The 24,013-nt window shown below is 33.0% G+C and carries 20 protein-coding genes, 1 tRNA gene and 2 pseudogenes; 7 read left to right on the top strand and 16 right to left on the bottom strand.

Annotated elements, in window-relative coordinates; translation table 11 throughout:
• Positions 1 to 157: 157 nt before the first annotated feature.
• From B9T31_RS07935 to B9T31_RS07915, 4 genes and pseudogenes are all read left to right on the top strand, one after another.
• A tRNA-Val gene (locus tag B9T31_RS07935) sits at positions 158 to 234 on the top strand.
• 407 nt (positions 235 to 641) lie between these two features.
• Positions 642 to 1,386 (top strand): annotated as a pseudogene (locus B9T31_RS07930) (IS5 family transposase).
• 830 nt (positions 1,387 to 2,216) lie between these two features.
• The gene (locus B9T31_RS07920; protein WP_086181415.1) at positions 2,217 to 2,456 is read left to right on the top strand and encodes a YodC family protein; all 240 of its coding nucleotides are present in this window, start codon (positions 2,217 to 2,219) and stop codon (positions 2,454 to 2,456) included.
• The gene (locus B9T31_RS07915; RefSeq protein WP_228146011.1) at positions 2,449 to 2,733 is read left to right on the top strand and encodes a DUF6953 family protein; all 285 of its coding nucleotides are present in this window, start codon (positions 2,449 to 2,451) and stop codon (positions 2,731 to 2,733) included. The genes B9T31_RS07920 and B9T31_RS07915 overlap by 8 nt, the downstream gene beginning before the upstream one ends.
• A 577-nt stretch (positions 2,734 to 3,310) precedes the next feature.
• Here the strand turns inward: B9T31_RS07915 and B9T31_RS07910 are convergent.
• The 12 genes from B9T31_RS07910 to B9T31_RS07855 form a co-directional block, all read right to left on the bottom strand.
• The gene (locus tag B9T31_RS07910; protein WP_086181414.1) at positions 3,311 to 4,309 is read right to left on the bottom strand and encodes a DUF6270 domain-containing protein; all 999 of its coding nucleotides are present in this window, start codon (positions 4,307 to 4,309) and stop codon (positions 3,311 to 3,313) included.
• Between the two features lie 370 nt (positions 4,310 to 4,679).
• Positions 4,680 to 5,729 carry a fimbrial protein gene (locus B9T31_RS07905; protein WP_086181413.1) on the bottom strand — a complete coding sequence of 350 codons (1,050 nt, stop codon included), beginning with the start codon at positions 5,727 to 5,729 and terminating at the stop codon, positions 4,680 to 4,682.
• 104 nt (positions 5,730 to 5,833) lie between these two features.
• Entirely contained in the window at positions 5,834 to 6,340 is a 507-nt protein-coding gene (locus B9T31_RS07900) for a fimbrial protein (protein ID WP_171264712.1), read from the bottom strand.
• A 74-nt stretch (positions 6,341 to 6,414) separates the two neighbouring features.
• Complete coding sequence (locus B9T31_RS07895; protein WP_171264711.1) at positions 6,415 to 6,993, bottom strand: fimbrial protein; 579 nt, start codon at positions 6,991 to 6,993, stop codon at positions 6,415 to 6,417.
• Between the two features lie 8 nt (positions 6,994 to 7,001).
• Positions 7,002 to 7,769 carry a fimbria/pilus periplasmic chaperone gene (locus tag B9T31_RS07890; protein WP_213033228.1) on the bottom strand — a complete coding sequence of 256 codons (768 nt, stop codon included), beginning with the start codon at positions 7,767 to 7,769 and terminating at the stop codon, positions 7,002 to 7,004.
• An 8-nt stretch (positions 7,770 to 7,777) separates the two neighbouring features.
• Positions 7,778 to 10,237 (bottom strand): fimbria/pilus outer membrane usher protein, encoded by a 2,460-nt coding sequence (locus B9T31_RS07885; protein ID WP_171264710.1) that lies wholly within the window; start codon positions 10,235 to 10,237, stop codon positions 7,778 to 7,780.
• Between the two features lie 79 nt (positions 10,238 to 10,316).
• Positions 10,317 to 10,889 (bottom strand): fimbrial protein, encoded by a 573-nt coding sequence (locus B9T31_RS07880; RefSeq protein ID WP_086181409.1) that lies wholly within the window; start codon positions 10,887 to 10,889, stop codon positions 10,317 to 10,319.
• Between the two features lie 35 nt (positions 10,890 to 10,924).
• A complete protein-coding gene (locus B9T31_RS07875) occupies positions 10,925 to 11,485 on the bottom strand; it encodes a fimbrial protein (protein WP_171264709.1) in 561 nt (186 codons plus the stop codon).
• A 652-nt stretch (positions 11,486 to 12,137) separates the two neighbouring features.
• Positions 12,138 to 14,267 (bottom strand): TonB-dependent siderophore receptor, encoded by a 2,130-nt coding sequence (locus B9T31_RS07870; RefSeq protein ID WP_086181407.1) that lies wholly within the window; start codon positions 14,265 to 14,267, stop codon positions 12,138 to 12,140.
• Between the two features lie 316 nt (positions 14,268 to 14,583).
• On the bottom strand, positions 14,584 to 15,135 hold the full coding sequence (locus tag B9T31_RS07865; protein ID WP_228146010.1) for a flavoprotein: 552 nt from the start codon (positions 15,133 to 15,135) through the stop codon (positions 14,584 to 14,586).
• A 226-nt stretch (positions 15,136 to 15,361) separates the two neighbouring features.
• A complete protein-coding gene (locus tag B9T31_RS07860; RefSeq protein ID WP_086181406.1) occupies positions 15,362 to 16,366 on the bottom strand; it encodes an LLM class flavin-dependent oxidoreductase in 1,005 nt (334 codons plus the stop codon).
• A gap of 147 nt (positions 16,367 to 16,513) precedes the next feature.
• Complete coding sequence (locus B9T31_RS07855; protein WP_086181405.1) at positions 16,514 to 16,981, bottom strand: glycine zipper 2TM domain-containing protein; 468 nt, start codon at positions 16,979 to 16,981, stop codon at positions 16,514 to 16,516.
• A gap of 390 nt (positions 16,982 to 17,371) precedes the next feature.
• On the opposite strand from B9T31_RS07855, the gene prfA reads away from it, so the two are divergent.
• Together prfA and prmC are read left to right on the top strand one after the other, a co-directional pair.
• Entirely contained in the window at positions 17,372 to 18,460 is a 1,089-nt protein-coding gene (prfA, locus tag B9T31_RS07850) for a peptide chain release factor 1 (protein ID WP_086181404.1), read from the top strand.
• On the top strand, positions 18,460 to 19,284 hold the full coding sequence (gene prmC / locus B9T31_RS07845) for a peptide chain release factor N(5)-glutamine methyltransferase (protein ID WP_086181403.1): 825 nt from the start codon (positions 18,460 to 18,462) through the stop codon (positions 19,282 to 19,284). Before prfA ends, prmC begins: the two co-directional genes overlap by 1 nt.
• Positions 19,285 to 19,402: 118 nt before the next feature.
• On the opposite strand, the pseudogene B9T31_RS07840 reads toward prmC, so the two are convergent.
• From B9T31_RS07840 to B9T31_RS07825, 4 genes and pseudogenes are all read right to left on the bottom strand, one after another.
• Positions 19,403 to 20,140 (bottom strand): annotated as a pseudogene (locus B9T31_RS07840) (ABC transporter permease); the annotation flags it as partial.
• 74 nt (positions 20,141 to 20,214) lie between these two features.
• The gene (locus tag B9T31_RS07835) at positions 20,215 to 21,183 is read right to left on the bottom strand and encodes an aliphatic sulfonate ABC transporter substrate-binding protein (protein ID WP_086181401.1); all 969 of its coding nucleotides are present in this window, start codon (positions 21,181 to 21,183) and stop codon (positions 20,215 to 20,217) included.
• A 280-nt stretch (positions 21,184 to 21,463) separates the two neighbouring features.
• Positions 21,464 to 21,817: a hypothetical protein gene (locus B9T31_RS07830; protein WP_086181400.1), complete on the bottom strand. Its 354-nt coding sequence runs from the start codon at positions 21,815 to 21,817 to the stop codon at positions 21,464 to 21,466.
• A gap of 220 nt (positions 21,818 to 22,037) precedes the next feature.
• Positions 22,038 to 23,060 carry an AraC family transcriptional regulator gene (locus tag B9T31_RS07825; protein ID WP_086181399.1) on the bottom strand — a complete coding sequence of 341 codons (1,023 nt, stop codon included), beginning with the start codon at positions 23,058 to 23,060 and terminating at the stop codon, positions 22,038 to 22,040.
• Between the two features lie 134 nt (positions 23,061 to 23,194).
• Between B9T31_RS07825 and B9T31_RS07820 the strand changes: the two genes are divergently transcribed.
• Positions 23,195 to 23,965 (top strand): SDR family NAD(P)-dependent oxidoreductase, encoded by a 771-nt coding sequence (locus B9T31_RS07820; RefSeq protein WP_086181398.1) that lies wholly within the window; start codon positions 23,195 to 23,197, stop codon positions 23,963 to 23,965.
• Positions 23,966 to 24,013 lie beyond the last annotated feature (48 nt).

The raw sequence follows: 24,013 nt of genomic DNA, 5'->3' as shown, positions 1-24,013 counted from the left end.
TTAAATTATACATGTTATAAACTGAGCTTAATTTATGATATTTAAGTGGAGAAAAAGAAAAAAAGACAAAATAAGATTAAAAAGTATGCGTCCATTTAAATTATGTATAAAACTACTTGTCTTAAAATAGAAAATTGAATATCATGCAAATCACTTTAGGCGTATAGCTCAGTTGGTTAGAGCGCTACGTTGACATCGTAGAGGTCTCCAGTTCGAGTCTGGATATGCCTACCATATACATATCAAGGGTTTGCAAGGAATATCATGTACTTGCAAGCCTTTTTTATTGCTTATTTATCATGTTTATTGGTTGGTACAGTTAGAAAGAATGGTAAAAGTGGCAATATTTCATACCAATCTGCGACAAAATGAAATTATCAAAGTCAAGAACAAGATCAAAGTTGAAACAGTTACCAAATATGTTAATAATGGAGGATGCGTTGTTACCTCTATTCATATGCTATTATAAATAGGATTAATGATGTGCGAATTTTTCTTTAGCACACGTTTATAAGCAGTTACCTGCGATTGAAATTGCTATTCAAGAACAATTAAAAAATTCTAGGGTCTGTTGACATTTGTAGGCTAAAAAATAGCGAAGTCGTAAAATTAAATCACCAAACCCAATTTCACTATTCGCTATGCTTCGAATTATGCTGACTGATCAACATGGTCTAAGCTAAAATCTCTCTTCTTTAATTTCGGTATTTATCTCAAACATAATTTAAGATCATTTATTGAGGTAATTCTTTATCGGATTAGAACAGGATGTCCTTGGTGAGATATACCTGAGGTCTTTGGCAAGCCAAACTTTATTTTTAAGAAATTCAATCGTTGGTGTAAAGACAGTAAACTACTAAAATATTTAAATTATTATCTAGTGATGCAGACTTAGAATGGAATTTTATTGATGCTAGCCATGTGAGAGCTCATCAACATGCGACTGTCATCAAAGTGCAATCTATTTCTAAAAGTATCAGTGGGAGTCGCTCTAAAATCCATTTAGCGGTGGATGCAAACGGAAACCCTATCGAATTTATCATCCGTGATGGAACAACTCATGATGTAAAAGTTGTACCTGATCTAATTGATGGCTTAAATTTAGAAGAAATTGAAGTCTTATGTGCTGATCATGGTGATGACTCAGAACTTCTCAGAGAGAAAATCAAAAGTACAACAACGAAAGCCAATATTTCCAAGAAATATAACTCTAAATCCAGTAATGAATATATGGACTGGTATTTATATAAGATCAGACACTGAGTTGAAAATGCATTTGCAAGATTGAAACATTTCAGAGGTATTGCCACACGTTACGATAAGCTAATGCGAAACTATGAAAACTCAGTTGCTTTAGCTTGTATTTTTATCTGGTTACCAGTATGAAATGTCAACAGACCTTAGAGAAAATAAGTGTGGGTATATTGAGTCTTATTTGGTAATGCATGTTCATACAAAAATAACATAAAAGAGATTACTGCAATTCATATATTAGAGTTTTACGCCAATACTCAGGGGAACTTTCATCCTTTATTAAAATTATTTATTTCGTATGAATAATATATTAAATTAAAAAACACGTCACAGATATTAGAATTCGATTATGAGTGGAAATGATTGATTTGTATGCATTAAAGATAAATTTATTGTTTTTTTATTGATTTATTGTGTTATAAAACGTTACAAGTAACTAATTAAAAAAAATTATGAGTAGGTTTGATGAGAAGTTAACGGTAATAGGGTTTAATCAAGACCAATATGAATTAAGTCAATGCAAAATAGAGATTCATAAAAGAACGATTTATACAAAAGATACCAGTATTGAAATTAAGAATGGTTATAGGATAATTTACGAACTTAAAACAGGTTATCTTGAACGTTATCTGGTAATACATATTTGTAAAAAAGCTTCATTGAGGGGAATTACAGCAATACATGTAATGAGATTTTAGTATACAAGTAATATGAAATATAATTTGTTATGTGATTCAAAATATTTAGTTAAATAATTTTATTAAGAAAAATTTGATTTACTAAATAAAAATATAGTTGTTTTTTAGTATGTTATACACTTAAGTATAGTTGAAAAGTGAGTAAGTGAAATCAATGTAAAAGATAAACTTGAACGTTAGAGTAGTAAAAATCTATTTTTCAACTAAGTTCTATAAGCTCACTTTTAGCTAAAGTAGTAGTTGTAAATAGAAAGGGGGGAAAGAATGAGCGAAGTAAGAAAACCTAAATATCAAATTGGAGATGTGGTGAAGTTAAACGCTGGGGGGCCAGAAATGTCGGTTTATAAAACAATGCGCCCAATAAATAAACCCTCTGATTTCACAGGTATTTACGAATGTCAATGGTTTGCTGGGAGAAAACTTGAGTCTGGAAAATTTGCTGAAGCAAGTTTAACCTTATCTCAACAAAATAGGAATGAAATCGAGAGTAAGTGTATTGTCTGAAAGTAATTGCATAAGTCTTAATCAAATTATTATATGGATACAGGCTAGGCTTAAAGAAGAGGGATGTCTATATCAAGCCGATATAGTAGATTATTTAATTAAAAATGAACAAAAGAAGTTTTTGAAAATTAATTCTGAAGGTGATCATATTTTAACATTGAATATACACAGCGCTTTAGAAAAAAATTTTCATCAAAATATTGTTTGGGTTGCAAGCGGTAGATATTGGCGCTATAGAGTGCTAGAAGATGAAGAGGGTTATCACGCAGCTGGTTGAAATTTTAAAAAGCCACGAGAGTGGCTTTTTAATGGTTAAATGAATTAAGGCATAAAATTCGTCATTTCAAAGAGCTATAAATAGAAAATATTAAGTTATGATTTAATGCGTAAAATCTGAGGAATAAACGTTTAGGAAATATTTCAATAACAAACTTGAATTGCCATATATATTTTTATATTGACTAAACAAGTAAAGTCATTGTGAATATAAAATTGAATTGGCATATAAAATAATGATATGAGCTTTATAATAAAAAACCCCGTAAGGCTTCCGATTATAACGAGGTATGTATTCTTAAGAAATGAAGTGAATTAAGACTAGAATTTAAGGTTATTCTTAGATTTTATAAATGCATAGCAGATTAATTAATGTGAATTGTAAACTATATGAGTAAATTTCCTCCAGATTGATTGTTTATGTAATATTTACGTGAAATAGGTTGTAAAATAGTCACGAAATATTCATTTTAATATTATTTATATCATCCGTTATTACAGATTACATTTGGGATAATTCAGCGTAGAAGGAAAGTTGATAGCTTTAAATATAACTGATAGAAATTGGTTCGTAAGGTTTAGTTTGGGTGATAAATTTCATCTGACAAATATTTTTTTATGATTTTGCTATATTTTATTCTACAAAATAACTGAACTTCATAGCTTCCTGCACCTTGAATACTAAAAACAAAATTTGGTGAATCTTGGTACCATTGAGTATTTATTTTGATCTTATTTTTAAAGAGATAAGCAGCATATTCTATTTCAAAGTTGGACTTTTTAAAGTGAGCATTAAAATACATATAATTGTCTGAGATCCTCAGCTTCGGATCAAGAAGGACGATACTTTCTTCGCAATAATTTTCTATTTCAATCAAGGCTTTTTTGTAAATCTTATCAATATAATAGTAAGTATTTAATCCATTTTTTAGTTTAGATCGAGTTATAAATACAGTTTTCCCATAGTTGATGAATTTTAAATTTGTATAATTTCTTTCTAGTGAGCAATATATTTCATTTAATAGTTCATTGGCTTTATTGATATAGGTCAGCATTGAAAATAACGCTTTACCATGTTCATCATGCGTTGCCCAAAAAATTTTATTTACAATAAGCTTTTCACTTTTCCCTATGGATTTTAAATTATCATAAAATAGGTCAAAACCTCTGAGAATATCTTGTAAATATTCATTATTTCCATACGTTGTTTGGAAGCCATTTTTTTGAATGCTGTCATGAGTTGTTGCAGTTTTTGAGTCTAAGTAATTAATACTCCAATTATTAATATTCACTAATCCATATTTTTCATTCATGAAGTCAATCAAAATAAAGTCAAAGTCTTTATTGATAAGATGTGGAAAAAAGTGTTGATGCTGATGTGCCGGAATCATATTATTTTGATGAGATAAGCGCTTCTCTTGTAGAGATGAATGTGAACTTTTTTGAAAAAATGCGTATGAAAGTGCAGCGAAAGCGGGTTTTTCAGAATAGTGTACGGGTTTAAAATTGCTCTTTTCTTGAAACTCAAAAATTTCGCGGGTTAAGCGACTACCTTGTATATATATTTTTATAGCCATAATCACATTTCTTATTATAAATAGTAGCATTTACAAAGAATAACATAGGATGTTTGAGGCTTGGTGATAATTTTATACGTGAATTTACATCAAGATATACGTAGATTGTAATATATCTATATTTAATCTAATTGCTTTAAATCTATATAGGTATTTAGGTTGATTTATGATTTTAACCATCTGCTGTATTTATACTAGTTTGATAGGTTATTTCTGATTCGTATTCGATTTTTTTATAATTGAACTTTACCATATGAAATTATAGGGTTTTATTATTGTCTACGTATAGCCTAGATAGCAAATTATCTAGGCTGTACAAAAGTAAATTATTATTCAATTATGACAAGTAAAAAAGTTTAAATTGAAAGGTCTATTGTGTGGTCATAATAATTGTTCCTGTCGCATTAAACTCTCCGGCAGGAAGTTCTTCTGCTGTGGCATTTAATTTTTGTACAGGTGCAACAATTAATGTATCACTTCCTGTACCTTGCTTGATCTCGGTATTAAAATATCCATTTGCCCTACTGTTTGGCGCTAATATCTTATTACTTTCTTTATGGTAGACTTCAATACCTAAACTAGGAATAATGGTACCACCACCTGCAGTCATTCCTGTTCTTGCTTGTACTGCAGTATTTGAAAAACTTGTAGGTGCCGCAGAAAGATACATTTTAATTTTTTGTGAATAGTTGTGATCAATATCACCATTTTCATCATTACATTGGTAAGTTAAAGGAACTTCTTTGACACCAATGCTAGATTGACCTGCACCTGGTCCTGCAATTTGTGAACGATAAAGTGCACCTAAATCTACTTCAATAATATGCCCATTATTAATATCGCAGGTTCCAATAGTTAAAATAACATCGTTGGCAGCGGTAAATACCCAGTCGAATCTTTCATGGTCTATAGGTGTGGGGTTTCCATCATAGTTTGCATATTTCCACATCTTTGCTCTTAATAATTCATCATCTTTTTTTACAAAGATGCCATCATCCGGTCTGTTTTTGACCATCATGACTAATTTCAATGGCAATTCTTGTCGAGCTGCTTCGTTTAATGGAAACTCCATGACTAAAGTATCACCAGGTAAACTTCCAAAATAGTTTTTACCTTTAATTTGCACGCCAAATACAGTATTTGGGTTTAATGCGGAGGTAAACTGTGTCATAAATAGAAAATCGGCATAAGCACCAGGTGCTTGATTATAACAAGAATAAAAGGTGTTAATATCCGCAAATTCATTTACTTGGCTACCTCCAGATCCTTTGATGAAATCTGAATCTAAAGGAACACTGATATAAGAGACGGCACCATCATTTCCAACCTGTGCACCTGTCGCATTATCTTGACATATGAATGCATGAGAATTCGTTATACTGAATAAAAAGAACATGCTGAATATTACTTTTTTAATCATTGCTTTATCCTTTTTTCATCTCATTCAGTTAATTTGTCTATAGACATAAAGTGAGCGCATCATTGATTCACTTTGTATTTAAACAATAATTGAAGAATAAGTATTTATTCATAAATTATTTGAAAAGTAGCAGAAGCTTCAAAAGTACCTAATGCAATATCACTGAGTTGAAGCGTGCTCGATTTTTTGATCACATAGGAATAAAATTTTATGTTATTAGGTCCAGCACTGATCGGAACAGATACGGTACGTTGCCCAAATGTTAAAATATTGCCTGATTCATCTTCAATTTTAATTCCGATGCCACTGGCTTGACTTTGTGGTGATACATTTAAAAGCTGATTATTCTCACTGACATTGCTACTGTTAAATTGAACCCTGACAGACCCATTTGCACCTATGTCGCAGTTGAGTGCAATAACAAATTGTTGGCGCATACTGCTATATTTAAAAATATCTTTATTGGTGATTGTTCCAAAATCGACAATAATGGGGTCGTCATTTATCGTAATGCAAGGTTGCTCTAAAATTCTGCCCGTGACAACCAATTCACCGTTACCAGTTGCAGGAGCAGCGTGGGCGGAGTTGAACAATAATATGCCAAAGCTCATGATGAGAATTCTAAGTCTATTTTTGGCATTATATTTTTTATCATTTTTTAACATCTGCATCCTCCTTTATTTCATTACTCATAAATTAATTCAAATGAAATAATAGATTGAAATGCATTTGGTTCTAATGTTGCAATTTTGATGGGGGTAATCCAATATTTAAAAATTTCTTGTGGTGGCGTAATAAATAAAGGATGACTATTCGTACCTAATGCAATGGGTGTTCCATTTTCTTCACTAATTTGTAACCCAATTCCTTTAGCACCATTTACACTAATTAAATTTGGAAAACCTTGAGCACTTTGTGCTAAAAAGCGAATTTTAAATGCAGGTTGATCTGTACTCCAATATTCCGTTGCTGTTTTAAAATTAGTCATTGAAGTGTTGGTTGAAATACAATCTTGAAGTAAAATTTCAAAAGGAATTGCTTTAGCTTTATCGCCAATAGATTTAAAATCTGCAGTTTGAATTGTACCTAAATCAATAGATTGATCGGCAGATGTCATTTCTAGCTGACATGCACTTTCAACTAAAGCACCATGAACCCGAATTTTTCCGACATTGCCTGCAACTTCTGCATAACTTGTGCTCAAGGGCACCGTCATCAGGATTACTAGGCTCGAATGAGAAACACAGAATTTTATTTTATTCATTGATATGATTACTCCTTTGCAGGTGTCTTTATCACATTGCAATTGTTTATTTCGCATTGAAATTGCATTTGAATACGACCACCATAATCATTAATGTAAGTAACCGCGGGAGAACTTCCGAGCCATTGAGCTTTTATCGGCAAGGCTTCTTGGCTAAATGGAGAGATCATTGTTGCTTCAAAATTTTCAGCATCTGCACTAGTTTTACTTTGGCGAATACTCAGAATTGTAATGTAGTAAGGTGTGGGGTTTTTAGCTGTGACCCCACCATTTTGTTTAATTAATTGCAATTTATCCTGCCAAGGATTATTCATCATTTCTGTTGAATTTAATTCCAAACTTGCAGGTCGGTAAAATAATTTAATTTTACTTTGCAGTGCAATTTGCATGACATTTGGTTTATCTGATTTAGGTGGAACTTCTCGGACATTGAAATAATATAGACTTTCCCGATCTTGAGGGAGCTCATTGATTTTGGTCGATGCTTCAATTCTTATTTGATTTGACTGTCCAGGTTCTATACGTTGTAGGGGAGGTAAAACAATAAAAGGAAAGCTAACTTTTTGGCTATCTGAATTTTCTACCCAAGCTTGAGCTAAGTAAGGTAATTTATTATTTTTATTTGAAACAATGAGAGTCATTGATTTTTGCGAACCATTAAAAATTGCACGTGTGCGATCTATGGTAATTGCTGAATGACTGAGCGTAGACAGCCCAACGAAACTGACCATAAATACTTGCGTTAAGATTTTTTTGTTTAACATTAAACGATTCATATGTATCCTTATTTATGACCTAATTCACACACAACTGTTTGACCCTCATCAATGTTTATGTTCTGTTCGGTGAACGTAATGAAACATTTTTGATCATGATTTAAATTTGCAACTATTTTTTGATTAATTTGAATACCACTTAAATATACAAGTCCTTTTTCATCTACTAATCCTGTTATTCGACCTTGTTCATTGGCCAGTTGCGTACCAAATGGCAAGTAGTCTCCATTGGATGTTTGTAATGTCACTAATCTTTTGACTCCAGAAATAACATTGAATTTACGGTAACCAATGGCACCTTGGGTTAATGTGGTGTGTAGAATAGAATCGGATATTTCCGCATCTTCTGGTAAATGATTGATATCTACTCTAATTCGATTACGATAATAACTACTCACATCAGCTACGACTGCAGAGCCTAAGAAATTCGAAGTTGTTAATGGACCATACGCTTTGACAGGTATATTTTTAATGCCATCTGTATCAACCAAAACACGCGTAGAACCTAAAGATGTTACACGGTGAAAATCTACACCTTTAGCAGTTAATGTTAAACCGCCTTGTAGATTTGCACCCAAAGTAGTCGATTGATTTTCAATATGATTGATGTTGGCAGTAACTCGAGCGCGTTCTCCGACATGTGTAATATATGCACCACCAGAAACGCTATTATTATTTGAGTGCGCGACATTGAGCTGATAATTTGTACGCTCATTTATACGATCATAATAGGAAACTTTTTTATTAAAATCATTTTTGTTATATGAAAATGCATAGTTGACACTCGAACGCGATTCAAGCGGGAGAGTGATAGCTAAATAAGCACCATAATCTTTACTGTCAGATCTGTTCTGTGTCGCAGATAGTGAAACATTAATATTTCGCATTGAGCCAGCATCAAATATTCGATTAATCATTAAATTATAATAATCACGGCTTGATCGATCCCAATAGGTTTGATGATTTAAATTTAAATATACGGATGTCTTTTGATCTGGAAAATTTTTACTAAAAGAAATGGTATACATTTCTTTATTTTTTCCAGCATAAGGTAAGCGAGAGTCTTTTAAAGTTAAGTAGTCCGTCATACTTAGATAGTCTTTTTCAGAAAAGCGATAACCTGCAAACTGAATTTGACTGTTATATTCTTCTAATTTTTTTGCATAATTCAAACGATAAGAGCGTCCAGATAAATTATTTTGCTGTGGAAGTTTTGCAAAGGACTGGGTAACATCTAAAGATAATGCGCCTAAAAACAATAAATCACGACCAAAACCTAAAGATAATGCATTATAGTTTTTACTATTTAAGCTCCCTCCAAACATTGACCAACCATTTGATACGCCCCAAGAAAACTCACCTGTTGCAAATAAATCACCTTGAGCTTTATGGTCAAAGGTTGTTGGGCGACCAATCGAAGTTTTATATCGTACAGCACCTGGGCGTGTTAAATAGGGGATTGATGCAGTATCTACATTAAATTCAGTAACGGTGCCATCTTGTTCTTCTACTTTTACATTTAAGGTCCCACTGATTGCATCAGTTAAATTCTGAATCCGAAATGGTCCTGCAGGAACTTGGGTTTGATAAATGATTCTACCTTGTTGGCTAATCACGACATTCGCATTACTTTGTGCAACACCAGCTACTTCAGGCGCATAACCTCTTAAATTCGGAGGAAGCATGCTTATATCTGACATTAAGCCGAAACCTGTAAATCTAAAACTATCAAAAAGATCTGAATTTAAATAATTTTCACCAATCATCAGTTGAGATTTAATATTTTTTAATGCTCTATAGGCATAAAAACGATCCCAATGAAAATTATGTTGATCGCTTTGATTATGATTACTTGTACGTAAATAATTAGTTTGCCAATTTGCTCTTACACGCCACTCATTCACATTCAAACCAAGCACACCATTTGCACTAATATTTGTCAGATCATATTGATCTCGATGATTCTTAAAATTTGTATTGGCAAGGACATTATAATCGAAGATTAATCCATTAATTCCTTCATCCCAAGAAGAGGGTGGATCCCAGTTTTCTGTTCTATATTCTAAATATGCTTGAGGAATATTAATGTTGATTGTACCTTTAGATTGATCACTTTTTACAGTCATCCCATCTAGGCTGTTAATCACTAAACATTGATGATCATGATCCCATTGTAAGTTTTTTTGTATTTGTTTAATAATACCAAATTGTTGGACAATATCTGGTGTTAGACAAGCTTCTGATAAATGATTTTGCTGATTTGATTCTAAAAATGTAATCTTTTTTTCTGATAAATATTGATGATTAAGACTTAATTTAAATACATACTGTCCAGGCATAATGTATCCTGGTCTAGAAAAATAACCCAGATCAATATTTCCTTTGTCTTCTAAATCTAATAAATCTGTATTAAATTGTATTTCATTATTTGCAGCACTAAGACTAGAGAACGTACTAATTAAAATCATTGAGATTAATCTTTTTTTCTGTAGATTCTGCATTGTTTATCTCAAAAAACCATAATTAACAAAAAGTTATAATTTTAAGCTAGTTATAACTAATACTATAATGAACTAAGCTAGAATAAAGTCCTGGCTTTAATTCTTGACCGTTAGGAATCAGTTTAAAGCTGTATTTATTGATAATTGTTTCCGCTGTTTGTTCTTCGAATGGAACTTTCATCCCGGGTAAAATTTGTTTACCTGAACTATTTTCTAATCGAAGTTGAATGCCTTCAGCTTCACCGTCTACTAAAAAAAATTGATCATTCGTGTGACCAGTAAAAGTAACATCAAACCCTTGATAATTATTTTTACTCGATTCTCCCCAACGACAATCGATGAGTGTGATAAAAAAATCTTTAGGTTTACTTTCACCTAATCTGGAAAGTGTGCTAATTGGAATAATACCCATATCGACAGTTTGGTCTAAAGAATTCATATCAATGGTGCAAGCACTTTCAACAATTTCCCCATTCAGTTCTACTTTGCCATGCCCATAATCTGAATTGGCATAAATATGCGTAGCACTTGTAATATGACAAAATAAGATAATTTGACCGATTCTTTTCATTGAATGATTTTTAAGAGAAAGAAAAGGATTAATCAAATTTAATGTCATAATAAGATCATCCTTCTCTCTACTAAATTACTTTATTAATTATATTCAATTGTAAAGTTGGTTACGCCCCAGAAATTACCTAAAGGAATATCTTCAAGCTTACTTGTTGGCGCGCCTCTTAAGAATGAGGTGAATAAAAGTGTGTTACTTCCATTTTGTAAGGTATTTCCTAAATCAAGGGCAGTACCTAAAACAACTTGTTCATTTTTAGCATTATTAATTTGAATACCTACATTTCCAGTATTATTACTCGGCGAGTTTTCAAAGCCTGTAACACCTAAAAGATTTCCAAATCCTGCATCTGAACCAGTGAATGTAAGTTTAAGCCCTGCGCCTACAGGAGCTGTCGCTTCATCAAAAGCACAATCTTCAAGTTGGATCGTAAAGGTTTGCGCTGGCGATGCTCCACCTTTTTGTAATGCTGTATTCGAAATTTGTCCAAGATTGACAGTTTGATCTATAGATTCTGGGCTTATTGAGCATGGTGCATTGATGATTTCACCAATAAAATTAACTCTTCCATTACCTTGATCTGCTGCAATAGCAGAAATAGACATACTACTTAATAATGCGAGGGGAATTATCACTTTATACATAATATTGACTTCATTTTTATTGATCTGAAACATGAGAATATCAAGAGTTGAATTATTTTGTTTTTAATGAAATTGAGGAAATAGTGATTTTATATGTAAAATAATGCTAAGTAGAAAATTTAAATAAATCTAGTTGTTTTAAATTAAAAATTATGTGATTTATTTAGTATAAAAAATACATTTAGTTTTTTTTTGATGAAATAGTAAGCATTTATTGTACAGATAGTTAACAATATATATGTCAAAAGTAACAGATTATGCATCAAGTTTTAATTTTTTAGTTAGACTTAAATAACTGTTATTTTTTTGAATTATTTCTTATGATTAATATTCATCATTTTATAGATCACAATAAAATGATGTGTAATAAATAGAGAAATTTTACAATTTTTATAAATAAAGTTGATAAATATCAGTATATTGGTTTATTTAAATGATATTTAACGTATTTATGTTGGAAATGAGAATAGTGTTATTTCATTTAAACTGTGAATAATTATTAAACTTGGACAGAAGGCGAATAGGGGGTAAATGATAAAATAGGGATGTATAGCTCAATGGAGATTGACCATATATAAAGTATAAATATTATTTGATTGTGACTCAAAATGAGCACTTATAGCACTCATTTTGAGTCAAATAGAATGAATGTTTACCAATTAATATTCAATGCTAAAGCACCATTAATTGCTTCTCCAACGGTGAAGTAACCTCCGCCACCAACAGCCCAATATTTTTTATTAAAGAGATTATTGATATTGGCATTTATCGTTGCATCTAATCCTTGTAATTTAAAGTCATACGACATTCCAAAATTAAAGATTGTATATGCAGGTGCTTTCAATTGGTTTTCATTATCAAAATATCGAGCGCCATTGTAACGAGCGTTTGCATGTATGCTTAAGCCGTCAATTTCAGGAATATGATATTCTGTATTGACAACAATATTCCATTTTGGAACAGCTGAAGGCGTTTTTCCCTCAAGGTCAGTTGATTCGGCACTTACTTTTTTCTTTTCTGCTTTTAAATAAATTAGACCCATACCGAGTTTTAAGTCATCTGTTACTTTTGCATTTGCATTTAATTCAAAGCCATTGTAAATATCTAAACCATCTTGTTTTAGATATTTCATATTATTGCTACGTGTATCTATTGTGCCTGCGCGTTGGATACGAAAGAGTGCTGAAGTTAAATTGATATTATTTAGCTCATATTTAACGCCTAATTCATATTGTTTACTCACGGTTGCATCAAGAACTTCCCCTGCATTTGCATAAGTATCAGCAACAATGCCACCTTCTTCTAAAGATTCAACATAACTGAGGTAAGTTGTCATGTTCTCAATCGGTTTATAAAGAATGGCAAGGGTTGGCGTGAATGCTTTGGTATTATAGCCTTTAGGGTTATTTGTATCTGCCTCAACGTCATAATAGGTATAACGTGCACCTAATATCGCTTGCCATTGTTGCGAAAATTTTAATGTATCACTTAAAAAAGAATAAGTTTGATTCGTTTCAGAATGATCTTTTGCTAAAGCAAAATTTGGATGACGAGTGACAGTAAAATGCTGTTGCTGGTATAGATTACCCGTAAAATCTTTACGCCAATAAGATTCTTGGCCAGATTTATACAGCGTTTTAATATTTCCTACACCACCTACAAGTTCATGCTCAATGAATCCTGTCGTCATATTTCCAGTTAACATTAGTTGATTTAAGTAGTTTTCCATACGAGAGCTAAAATTAAACATATAACCATCGTAATCCCCATTTGTTGAGAGTAAATCTACAAATGATTTATTCGATTTATGATTTTTTTGGGTATAACCAAATTGATATTTAGCTTTTAGATGATCATTGACGGTCCAATTTAATGCTGTAGAGGCAATCGTTGTATTTGATTTATAGTAAGAATTATCAATATTAATATGATCATAATCGTAGGTAGCTTTAGGTAAGTTTCCTCTGCTACTGGTGATGTAATCCTCACCTAACATAAACGTAAAAGGTTCTTTTTTCAAATCACTATTTTCATAAATAATATTAGCCTCCCAATGGAGTGTATCGGTAAAGTCTTTTTCTAAGGCTAAAGATCCAACATATCGTTGCATATCACTATCGTTGTAGGCAGTTCCTTTTTCACCAGCAACTACAGCTCTATATTTTAGACCGATACTATCGATCACATCGCTTTTATCAAACATAGCAGAAAATAAACTGGAGTTTCGATATTCAATATTTGCTGTTGTTTTAGGCGTGTTTAATGGTCGTTTAAGTTGATAACTAATTGCGCCTCCAGGTGTTCCGAACCCATACATAAAACCAGTTAAACCTTTGAGTGCTGTTACGCTATCAACAGTTTCTAAGGGAAAATCACCACCCCAATGAAGTGCAATGGGGTAATCGTCCGCAAAATAATTTCGGACAGGCAAGCCGCGCATAGTTGCTCCCCACCAATCCGTTGCACTTGCGCCTGTTGGTGAATAAAAGGATGCATCATTACTAAAAATTTGGCTCATAGATTTTGCACCACGCTTATCAATGTCATTTTTATCAATGACTGTAATTGAAAATGGTGTATCTAATATTGTTTTTGTACCTAATACACCCGATTCTACTTTTTTTTGAAGTTGTTCATTTGTCTCAGCTTTAACGGTAATTGTTGGTAATACTTCTAAGTGATTGAGGTCACTTTGTACATTCTCTGCATATACTTGACTTGATATGAAATGAAAGATCGATAGACCTACCGCGAGACTGAGAGTATTTTTTTTGGGAAACATGGTAAAACACAAATGATAATCATTTCGATAAAATAGCAGAAAGTTTTCAGAAGTAAATCATTATTTTTAGAAGTCATGAATTTTAAAAGCAATTAAAACGTAATATAAAAATATATTTAAGCCATGATTTCTACTTATTAATAAGTTTTAATATGCAGTCAAAAAGTATAATTAAGATCTTTTATTAAGCATTTTTATTAACATATTTACCTTGTAATCAATTGTTTATGTAGATTTGTGATAATTGATTGAAAGTGAACTGTATCTTATATTTTAAATGCCATTCTATGATTGAAATTCATTTTTAGATTTTTTGTTAATTTGCAAGAATAATAATATCAATAGGGAAAATGGTACCATCAATACTGATGATTGTATTGACCGTTATTTCTTTAATTGGCCATGTCACTAATTCACAATTATTTTCTTGCAGTGCCGTATAGTAGTCATCAGATTTAAGAAAATCAGATGGAAGACTCGCAATATTTGGACTTAATTGTCGCTTTAACCAGTGATTAAGGACTTTAACATCTAAAAAACGTAAAGAAATGAGAGATTGTATTCGATGATTTAACTGATGACGATTTTTAATCAGTAAAGGGTGTAATAGTTGCTGTAATATTTTTTTAGTTTTAGGCAAGATAAATTCGGGTTTAGTTTGGAAAACAACGACTGAGTGTGCGGTATGACAGATTGAACTGAGGTGCGTAACTGTAAATTGGTCTGTACCAATAATGGCTACATTCTTATAAGAATAATCATGTAATAAAATATCAGTTGAATGAATGATTTTGCCTTGAAAGGGAAGAGATGAATCTTGAAAGAAAAAGGGAGGACTATTTTGTTTTAGATGTATTTTTTTCATCATAATTATTCCGATATTTTAAATATTTTCATTCGTATTATGTATTATCTTATACGATGAATATTGGCGATAAAATAGTACTTTTTGTGAACTGAATAGGTTAAATAATAGGAATTGACTTCAAAAATATTCGCTATAAGTGTTGAGTTCTTTACAAATTAAATTTCGCTTTTTAAGTATTCACGTCATCCTAATATTCTGAATAAAAGGATGACGTAATTTTTAAAATTTAAGCAGATGTTTTAAGTTCCATGAGTAATTTAAAGTTATTTAAACGTTTTTCTGTATCATAAATATCACAAGTAAAAATAAACTCATCTACATCATATTGCTGTAATAACTGCGTCAAGCCCGCTTTAACAGTTTCTTGACTGCCAATTTGTGCCATAGCATAAAAATTATCAACTGACATTTTCTCAGCAGGAGACCATATTTTTTCCATACTGATAACAGGCGGTTTTAACTTTAAACTCTGACCACGCATTAAACCCAAAACACGTTGATAAGCACTGGTTGCTAAATAGTGTGCTTCTTCATCTGTTTTGGCAACTACGGTCGGGATACCCATAGAAACATAAGGCTGATCTAAATATTCAGATGGTTTGAAGTTATCTCGATATAATTGAATAGCTTGCCCTAACATACGTGGTGCAAAATGTGAGGCAAAAGAATAGGGAAGACCAAGATGTGCAGCCAACTGTGCACTAAATAAACTTGAGCCTAATAGCCATACAGGGACATGTGTACCTTGTCCTGGTGTCGCTGTAATTTTTTGTTGTGGTTGAGCTTCTCTGAAATAACTAAGAATCTCTTGCACATCTTGAGGAAATTGTTCTTCTGTTTCTTTCCGACCACGACGTAATGCACGCATTGTGACTTGGTCTGTACCAGGGGCACGTCCCAATCCTAGTTCTATTCTATTTGGATACAGCGTGGCTAATGTTCCAAATTGTTCTGCTACAACCAATGGCGCATGGTTTGGTAGCATAATTCCACCAGAACCGAGTTTAAGTGTTTTTGTATTTGCCAGAATATAGCCAAGTAATACCGCAGTTGCTGAGCTTGCGATACCATCCATATTATGATGTTCAGCAAGCCAGAGGCGCGAATAACCTAGCTGTTCTGCGTATTGTGCGAGTTCTAACGCATGATGCAATGAAAATTCAATCGATTTATCATCTCTGACAGGAGCAAGTTCTAAAATTGAAAACTTGATATCTTGTAAAGATTGCATAGGATCACTCAAATAAAAGTATTCTTTACAGCATACGTCGTTCTATAAAAAATGTATATCGAAAAAAAACGATATATGATTTTTTTCGTAAACTCTATGATAAATACCTAAGTATATAATTTAAAATTTATCTGTTTTAATGCTCGATTAAGAACGATATCCATAAGAGTTATAGCGGTTTTGTTTTTTATAACGATGATTTGATTTGGTGCGTTTATTTCTAGCGTTTTTGTTTTGATGTCTATTTTCACTCACATTTTTTCCTAATACTGATCCACCTGCAGAACCTGCCGCTGCACCAATCAGCCCACCTGTTGATCCACCCATATTTTGACCAAGGGCATAACCACCTACACCACCTAAAGCGCCACCAATCATTGCACCATTACGATCTTTTTTATTTGAAGATACTGCTGCACCTGCACCGCCACCCAGTGCAGATCCAACCATCGCTCCAGTATTTCCTCCCATTTGTTGACCGACTGTCGCACCAACTAGACCGCCTAAACCTGAACTGAGTGCAATATTGGTTTTTTGATCTGCTTGAGCTGTAGTCATCAGTAGCACTGAAGTTATTGAAAAGATCGACATCATAAAAACTGAACGTAATTTCATTTTTATCTCCTATAACAAAATTTGTATCTGTTGGTGACGATATAAAATTAAAGTGAGCTAAAAGCCCGTAATTGGTGTAATAAATGTATAGATTTCCACTAGATTTATACACATTTCATTCAAAGAAGAGACTTAAGTAAATAAATACAAATAATGTGAAATATATGAATAAATTGTGTGGTTTAGATGTGCGACATTTGTGCTGTGGCGCGCATCGTTTCTGGAAGATGAATTATCTGAGGTTTTCAGCTATGTTAAGAGATATTTATTCACTCATTTGAATTGCTTAAATAATACATATGTTATTTATTCGCTTTAATCGGTAAACTATGCGCAATTTTTAAAGATTGCTTTACTGTGTAAAGCCTATGAATAGAGATATTTTAAAAGATGAAAGAGTCATTGCGTTTACGATTAGATCAGCTTTCTGATCGTCATGAAGAACTTACTGCATTACTTGCAGATGTTGAAGTGATTTCAGATAACAAACGTTTTCGTCAACTTTCTCGTGAACATAGTGACTTAACTGAAATTACTGAAGTTTGGTTAAAATATAGACAAGCTGAAGAAAATATTCAAACAGCAGAGTCAATGCTTTCTGATCCAGATTTTAAAGAAATGGCACAGGAAGAAATTAAAGAAAATAAAGCGTTAATTGAACAGTTAGAATCAGATTTAAATATTTTAATGATTCCTAAAGATCCAAATGATGCAAACTCTGCTTATTTGGAAGTTCGTGCGGGAACTGGTGGAGATGAAGCTGCTATTTTTGCGGGTGATTTATTTCGGATGTATAGTAAATATGCTGAATCTCAAGGATGGCGTCTTGAAATTTTATCTGAAAATGAAGGTGAACACGGCGGTTATAAAGAAATTATTAGTCTTATTAATGGGGAAGGGGTCTACGGTCGGTTAAAATTTGAAAGTGGTGCTCATCGTGTTCAACGCGTGCCCGCAACAGAATCACAAGGTCGTGTACATACCTCTGCATGTACGGTTGCAATTTTACCTGAAGTCGATGTTGATACGACTGTAGATATTAATCCAGCTGATCTTCGCATTGATACTTACCGTGCATCAGGTGCAGGTGGTCAGCATATTAACAAAACGGACTCTGCTGTACGTATAACACATATTCCAACAGGCACCGTTGTAGAATGCCAAGATGAACGTTCACAACATAAAAATAAGGCGAAAGCACTGGCACTTTTGGCATCTCGTTTAGAAAATGCGAAACGTGCTGCTGCCGATGCAGCAACTTCAGAAATGCGTCGTGATTTAGTCGGTTCAGGAGATCGTTCAGAACGTATTCGTACTTATAATTATCCACAAGGACGAATGACGGATCACCGTATCAATTTAACATTATATAAATTAGATGCCGTTGTAGAAGGTGATTTAACTGAATTGCTTGATAGTTTACATCGTGAATATCAAGCTGATCAGTTGGCTTTATTAGCTCAGCAAAATGGTGGTTAATGAATATTGAGCAGGCTTTGGTGCTTCGTGGTGAAAAAGAGAGTTATGAGCGACAAGAAAGCATTTGGTTACTTGAACATATTTTAAATTTAAATTCTTTAGAATTAAAGTTTAAGTATGAACTTGAACTTACTCAGCAACAGGAACATGATTATATACAAGGGTTGAAACGCATTGAGGCAGGTGAACCATTGGCTTATGTTATTGGTTCTCAGCCTTTCTGGACACTTGATTTAATCGTGACCCAAGATACTTTGGTGCCTCGACCAGATACTGAAGTATTGGTTGAAACTGTTCTTGCTTTAGATTTATCTGAAACAGCCCGCGTTGTCGATTTAGGTACTGGCACAGGTGCAATTGCATTATCTTTAGCGAGTGAACGACCAAATTGGTCAGTAACGGCAACAGATATTTACCAGCCAACATTAGATGTTGCCAAACAAAATGCTCAGAAACATGCACTTCATCAAGTTCAATTTGTGTGTGGGCATTGGTTAAGAGCTTTTAAAAATCAATATTTTGATGTGATTGTATCGAATCCTCCCTATATTGATGAAAATGATCAGCATATGCTAAATTTAGCCACGGAGCCTGAGCGGGCATTAGTTGCAGATCATCATGGTTTAGCTGATTTATATGAAATTATTCAACAAGCTAAATATCATTTAGTTGAAAATGGATGGGTTGTTCTTGAACATGGCTATGATCAAGCGAATGCAGTACGCCAAATTTTCTTAGATGCAGGATACCAGAAAATACGCACTGTGAAAGATTATGGTGGCAATGATCGAGTTACATTAGCCAGAAGACCAGTATTGATTTAAATCAGCTTTTTATGTGAGTTTTGTTTGATTAAGTCATAAATATTCAGCCAAAGCAGACAATGAGTATTGCATGCTTTGGGCTGATATATTTCATGAATAATACAAAGATATCGCGATATCAATGTTTGATCACATCTCTCCATCTGAGTAGCCATGTTTCAATATGGCGCATGATGGTATCCGATAATTTTCCTAGAATAGCCAGTAAAATAATAGCAATGATGACAATATCTGGACGTGATGTTTCTCGTCCATCACTGAGCAAATAGCCAATACCTTGTGTTGCAGCAATTAATTCAGCAGCAATCATAAACATCCAAGATAAGCTGAGACTATTACGTAAACCCGTTAAAATATTTGGAGAAGCTGCTGGAATAATGACTTGTAATAAAATTTGATGATATTTAAGTCGATATACTTTGGCTAATTCATGTAATTTTCGGTCTACACCTTGAATGCCTGCAACGGTATTGGTATATACAGGGAAAAAAGCGCCAATTGCAATTAACGTAAGTTTGGATCCCTCATCAATTCCTAACCAAAGTAATAATAATGGAATCCATGCAAGACTTGGAATGGATTTAATCGCTGAAAAAGTAGGTTCTAGAAAAGCTTCTAGCTGTTTATTTAAACCAACCAAGAGTGCGAAAATTAAACCTAAACCCGCACCAATAGCAAAACCAATCAATACTCGCCAAGAACTTGCCCAAATATGTTGATTGAGATCAGACTGTGCAAGGTCTATGAATGATTGCCAGAGACTACTTGGTGCAGGAAGCAGGTATGGCTCAATAATTCCAGCCCTAACAAAATATTCACATAACAGAATAAACAATACTGGGAGCGCTAAAGCTTGAGCAATACGTTTAGTATGTAATAAAACTACATTTGTTGTTGCAGGTTTTGTGAGATTGTCAGGTTGCTTTGACATTATTTAACTACCTTTTGTGCATATTTGGCATCAAAAAGTTGTGAAATGACTTGATTCGTATTGGTTCCTTTTCGAACTAAGTCTTCTTCCGTTAAAATTTTTCCAGCTTTCTGTAACGCAGCAACATGTTTTGCAGTTGGAATGTTTTGATCGAAATTGGTACGGCTTAATTGTAGTTTAGCGACATTATTGGGAAGTTTTGCTTCTCGTGCTAATAGCTCAGCCATTTTATCTGGATTTGCTTTTGCCCATTTTCGTGCTTGTTCATAGGCTTGAATTACGGCTTCAATTGCTTCAGGACTTTGTTGTGCAAATTGATCCTTTACACTTAAAACACTATAGCTATTAAAACCAACATTACGATATAAAAGCTTGGCACCAGATTGTAATTGTGCAGATGCCATCAGTGGATCTAAACCAGCCCACGCATCAACTTGTTTTCTTTCTAATGCAGTTTTTCCATCTGGATGCTGTAAATGAACAAGTTGAACATCATTTTTTCCTAAACCAACTGTATCTAAAGCTTGTAGGGTAAATAGATAAGGATCAGTGCCTTTTGTTGCTGCAATCTTTTTCCCTTTTAAATCAGCTAAACTTTTGATTTTAGAATCTGCTGGAACGACTAATGCTGTCCATTCAGGTTGACTTTGAATATATACTGTCTTAATTGGGCTACCATTGGCACGGCTTAAAGCCGCGGCTAAACCAGCAGTCGATGCAAAATCGACACTACCGCTATTTAAATATTCTAATGATCGGTTACTTCCTTGACTAAAAACCCACTTAATTTGCGTATTTGGTAAAGCTTTTTCTAAAAGTTTTTGTTCTCTCACCACCAAACTTGTTGGAGCATAATAGGCATAATCAAGTTTCAATGTACTGGGAATAGCAGCTAGAGTGTATGTACTTGAAAATGCGACAGCAATTGTTAGTACTGCAACTTTAGAATGAGAAATGAAAGATTTCATAATATTTTCGATCAGCCTTATGAGACAATGATTCTTTTTTTAAAGATTTATGCGTAAATGTGCAAAAGAGAAAAAAAGATAAAAAAATCAATAAAATGTATATATAGAGAAGAGCAGATATAAATAATTGAATTTATAATTGTTTTTTTAGTTGGGATTGAATGAGAAAAATATAGATCAAAATATTAAATCATTATGAAAATTAATGATTTGCTTGAATATTATACAAAATAGTGAGTTCAAAAAAGCGACGTGTTTCGTCGCCTTTTAAGTAATCGCTTTACATTGGATAATCTTGTAAGCAATCAGAAATTTCTAAATTAGCCAATATATCGGTTTCGAGTGCCAGAGACAGCATAACAATTTTTTTGACATCAGAAAGATATTGGCTATTTTTTGCTGATAATCCTAATTGTAAAGCCTGAATATGATCAATATGAATATCTAAAGCTTGTGCTGTTTCAAATGCATTCACCTCATTAAAAAATGATGTAATTGCATCGTTTAATTCAGTTTCTGAAGCATTTAGAATCTTATGATTTAACTGTTCATCAAACTGGTTATTGGGTGTGTTCAGTGCATGAATAAAGTTGGGAATAATATTTTGACCTAAAACATCAATGATCTTGGACATATTAAAACCTATATACCAAAAAGGTAATGAGAGAAGAATGGAAGATGGGGAATAAGCAAATTGCTTAAAATATGGTTAAAAAATAGACTACTTTTCAATAATAAGCAAATTATGATTTTGAAAATGTAATTGAAAAAGATATATTTCATGTAAGTTATTTAGTATATTTTTATGTAAAACATAAACTTAAATTTAATCATGTTGCTTTTGACTGATGCGTTCATTCTTCTTGTAATTCACGATATGTCCCAGGACTAACGGCAGTCCATTTTTTAAATGCACGGTGAAATGCACTCACATCGTGAAAACATAAAATTTCACTTATTTTTTGTAATGAGTCAGTGGTTTTAGTCAGAAGTTCTATCGCTGTATCACGTCGAATTTCATTTTTCAGTTGCTGATAATGAGTTCCTTCATTTTTAAGTCGTCGTTGAATGGTCGCTTCGGACATATGAAGCTGTTTTGCTAAATCACTGAGTTCTAGCCATTCAGATGGATCATGTTGATGAAGGAGTTTACGAATACGTTGATTCAGCGAGTGTGGATTTCTAAAACGAACCAATAAGTTATAGGGCGTTTGACGAATAAAGTCATACCAAGATTTTATATTTTTTTTGGTACTTAAATTCAAATAATTGGCATCAAACTGAATGTAGTTTTCTGTGGCATTGTATTGAATATTTTCACAAAAACGGATTTTATAATCAACATCATCTTCAGGTTGATCACATTTGAGTTGAATGGTATGAATTAACAGGCGTTGACTGGTCAACCAACATATCAGACCATGAATTAACATGATATATGTGGCATAACTAAACATTCGCTTCGTAGGTTTTAAATCCTGTATCACAATAAAAGCATAGTTTTCTTGATGGAAAATTTTACTGGAGAAATCATCTAAAACTAGATTTAAAAAGTTTAGGATATGTTCCAAAGCTTGTTGTAAATTTTCAGTATATAAAACTGATTTTGAAAGTAATTTATAGCTTCCTCTTCGCATAGCATGATGATCCATACCAAAAAATTCATCATTCATTTCATCTGCCAATGTAACCCAAAGAGCAGCATATTGTGAAACAGAAACCCTTGCTTTAGGGGATTGCAAAAGTTCAGGCTGAATTCCTGATTTAAGCAAAATAGTAGAGATATTCATGCCTCTATGCTTCGCTGTTAGGCAGGCTTCTTTGACTAAATGAATAGAAATAGTGTCCTTATTTTGGTCAGAATCTAGCATTTCCATATCGGGTTATCTTCTATATTTATACATTGGCTAAATACATCACTCAGGATGCTTGATTTGGAAATTGTGTTATCGATAATCTCTGATTAATTTGTCTCTTAAATCGAATTTAAATTCTAATATAAGGAAAAATAATGAAAATTCAAGGAAAAGTCTGCATTGTCACTGGCGGTGCTTCTGGCTTAGGTGCAGCGACAGCAGTGTATTTAGTTGAAAAAAAGGCGCATGTAATTTTAGTTGATTTAGATCATACAAAAGGTATAAAACTTCAACAACAATTAGGTGAACTTGCTGAATATGTCTCATTAGATGTCACAGATGAAGTGATGGCGAATGATTTTTTTGAATATATTGAAAAAAAATATGGTCAATTCAATGTTTTGATTAATTGTGCTGGTATTGCAGCATCTGCAAAAATTTTAGGAAAGGAAGGTCTTCATACGTTGGCATTGTTTCAAAAAGTGATGGATATAAATGTCATCGGAACATTCAATATGCTTCGTTTTGCAGCAAAGCTCATGTCAAAGTATGAATTACAAGATCATGAAGAAGAGCGTGGTGTCATAATAAATACTGCATCTATTGCGGCATATGAGGGGCAGATTGGACAAACAGCCTATGCTGCATCTAAAGGTGCAATTGTTGCAATGACATTGCCATTAGCACGTGAATTAGCACGAGAACAAATTCGAGTGATGACGATTGCGCCAGGTATTATGGAAACACCAATGCTTCAAGCGATGCCACAAAATGTTCAACAGGCATTAGCTGATATGGTGCCATTTCCGAAACGATTAGCGAAACCAGAAGAATTCGCATTTTTGGTTGGACATATTATTGAAAACTCATATTTAAATGGTGATGTTATTCGTTTCGATGGCGCAATTCGCATGCAAGCAAAATAACGACTTCTATCCATTAGCTGATGATTAAAAATAGAAGAGAAGAAGGGA

The sequence above is a fragment of the Acinetobacter sp. ANC 4558 genome (assembly GCF_002135375.1).
Classification (GTDB): domain Bacteria; phylum Pseudomonadota; class Gammaproteobacteria; order Pseudomonadales; family Moraxellaceae; genus Acinetobacter.
The sequence above is the reverse complement of the archived record's forward strand: the minus strand, read 5'-3'. Positions and strand labels throughout refer to the sequence as shown.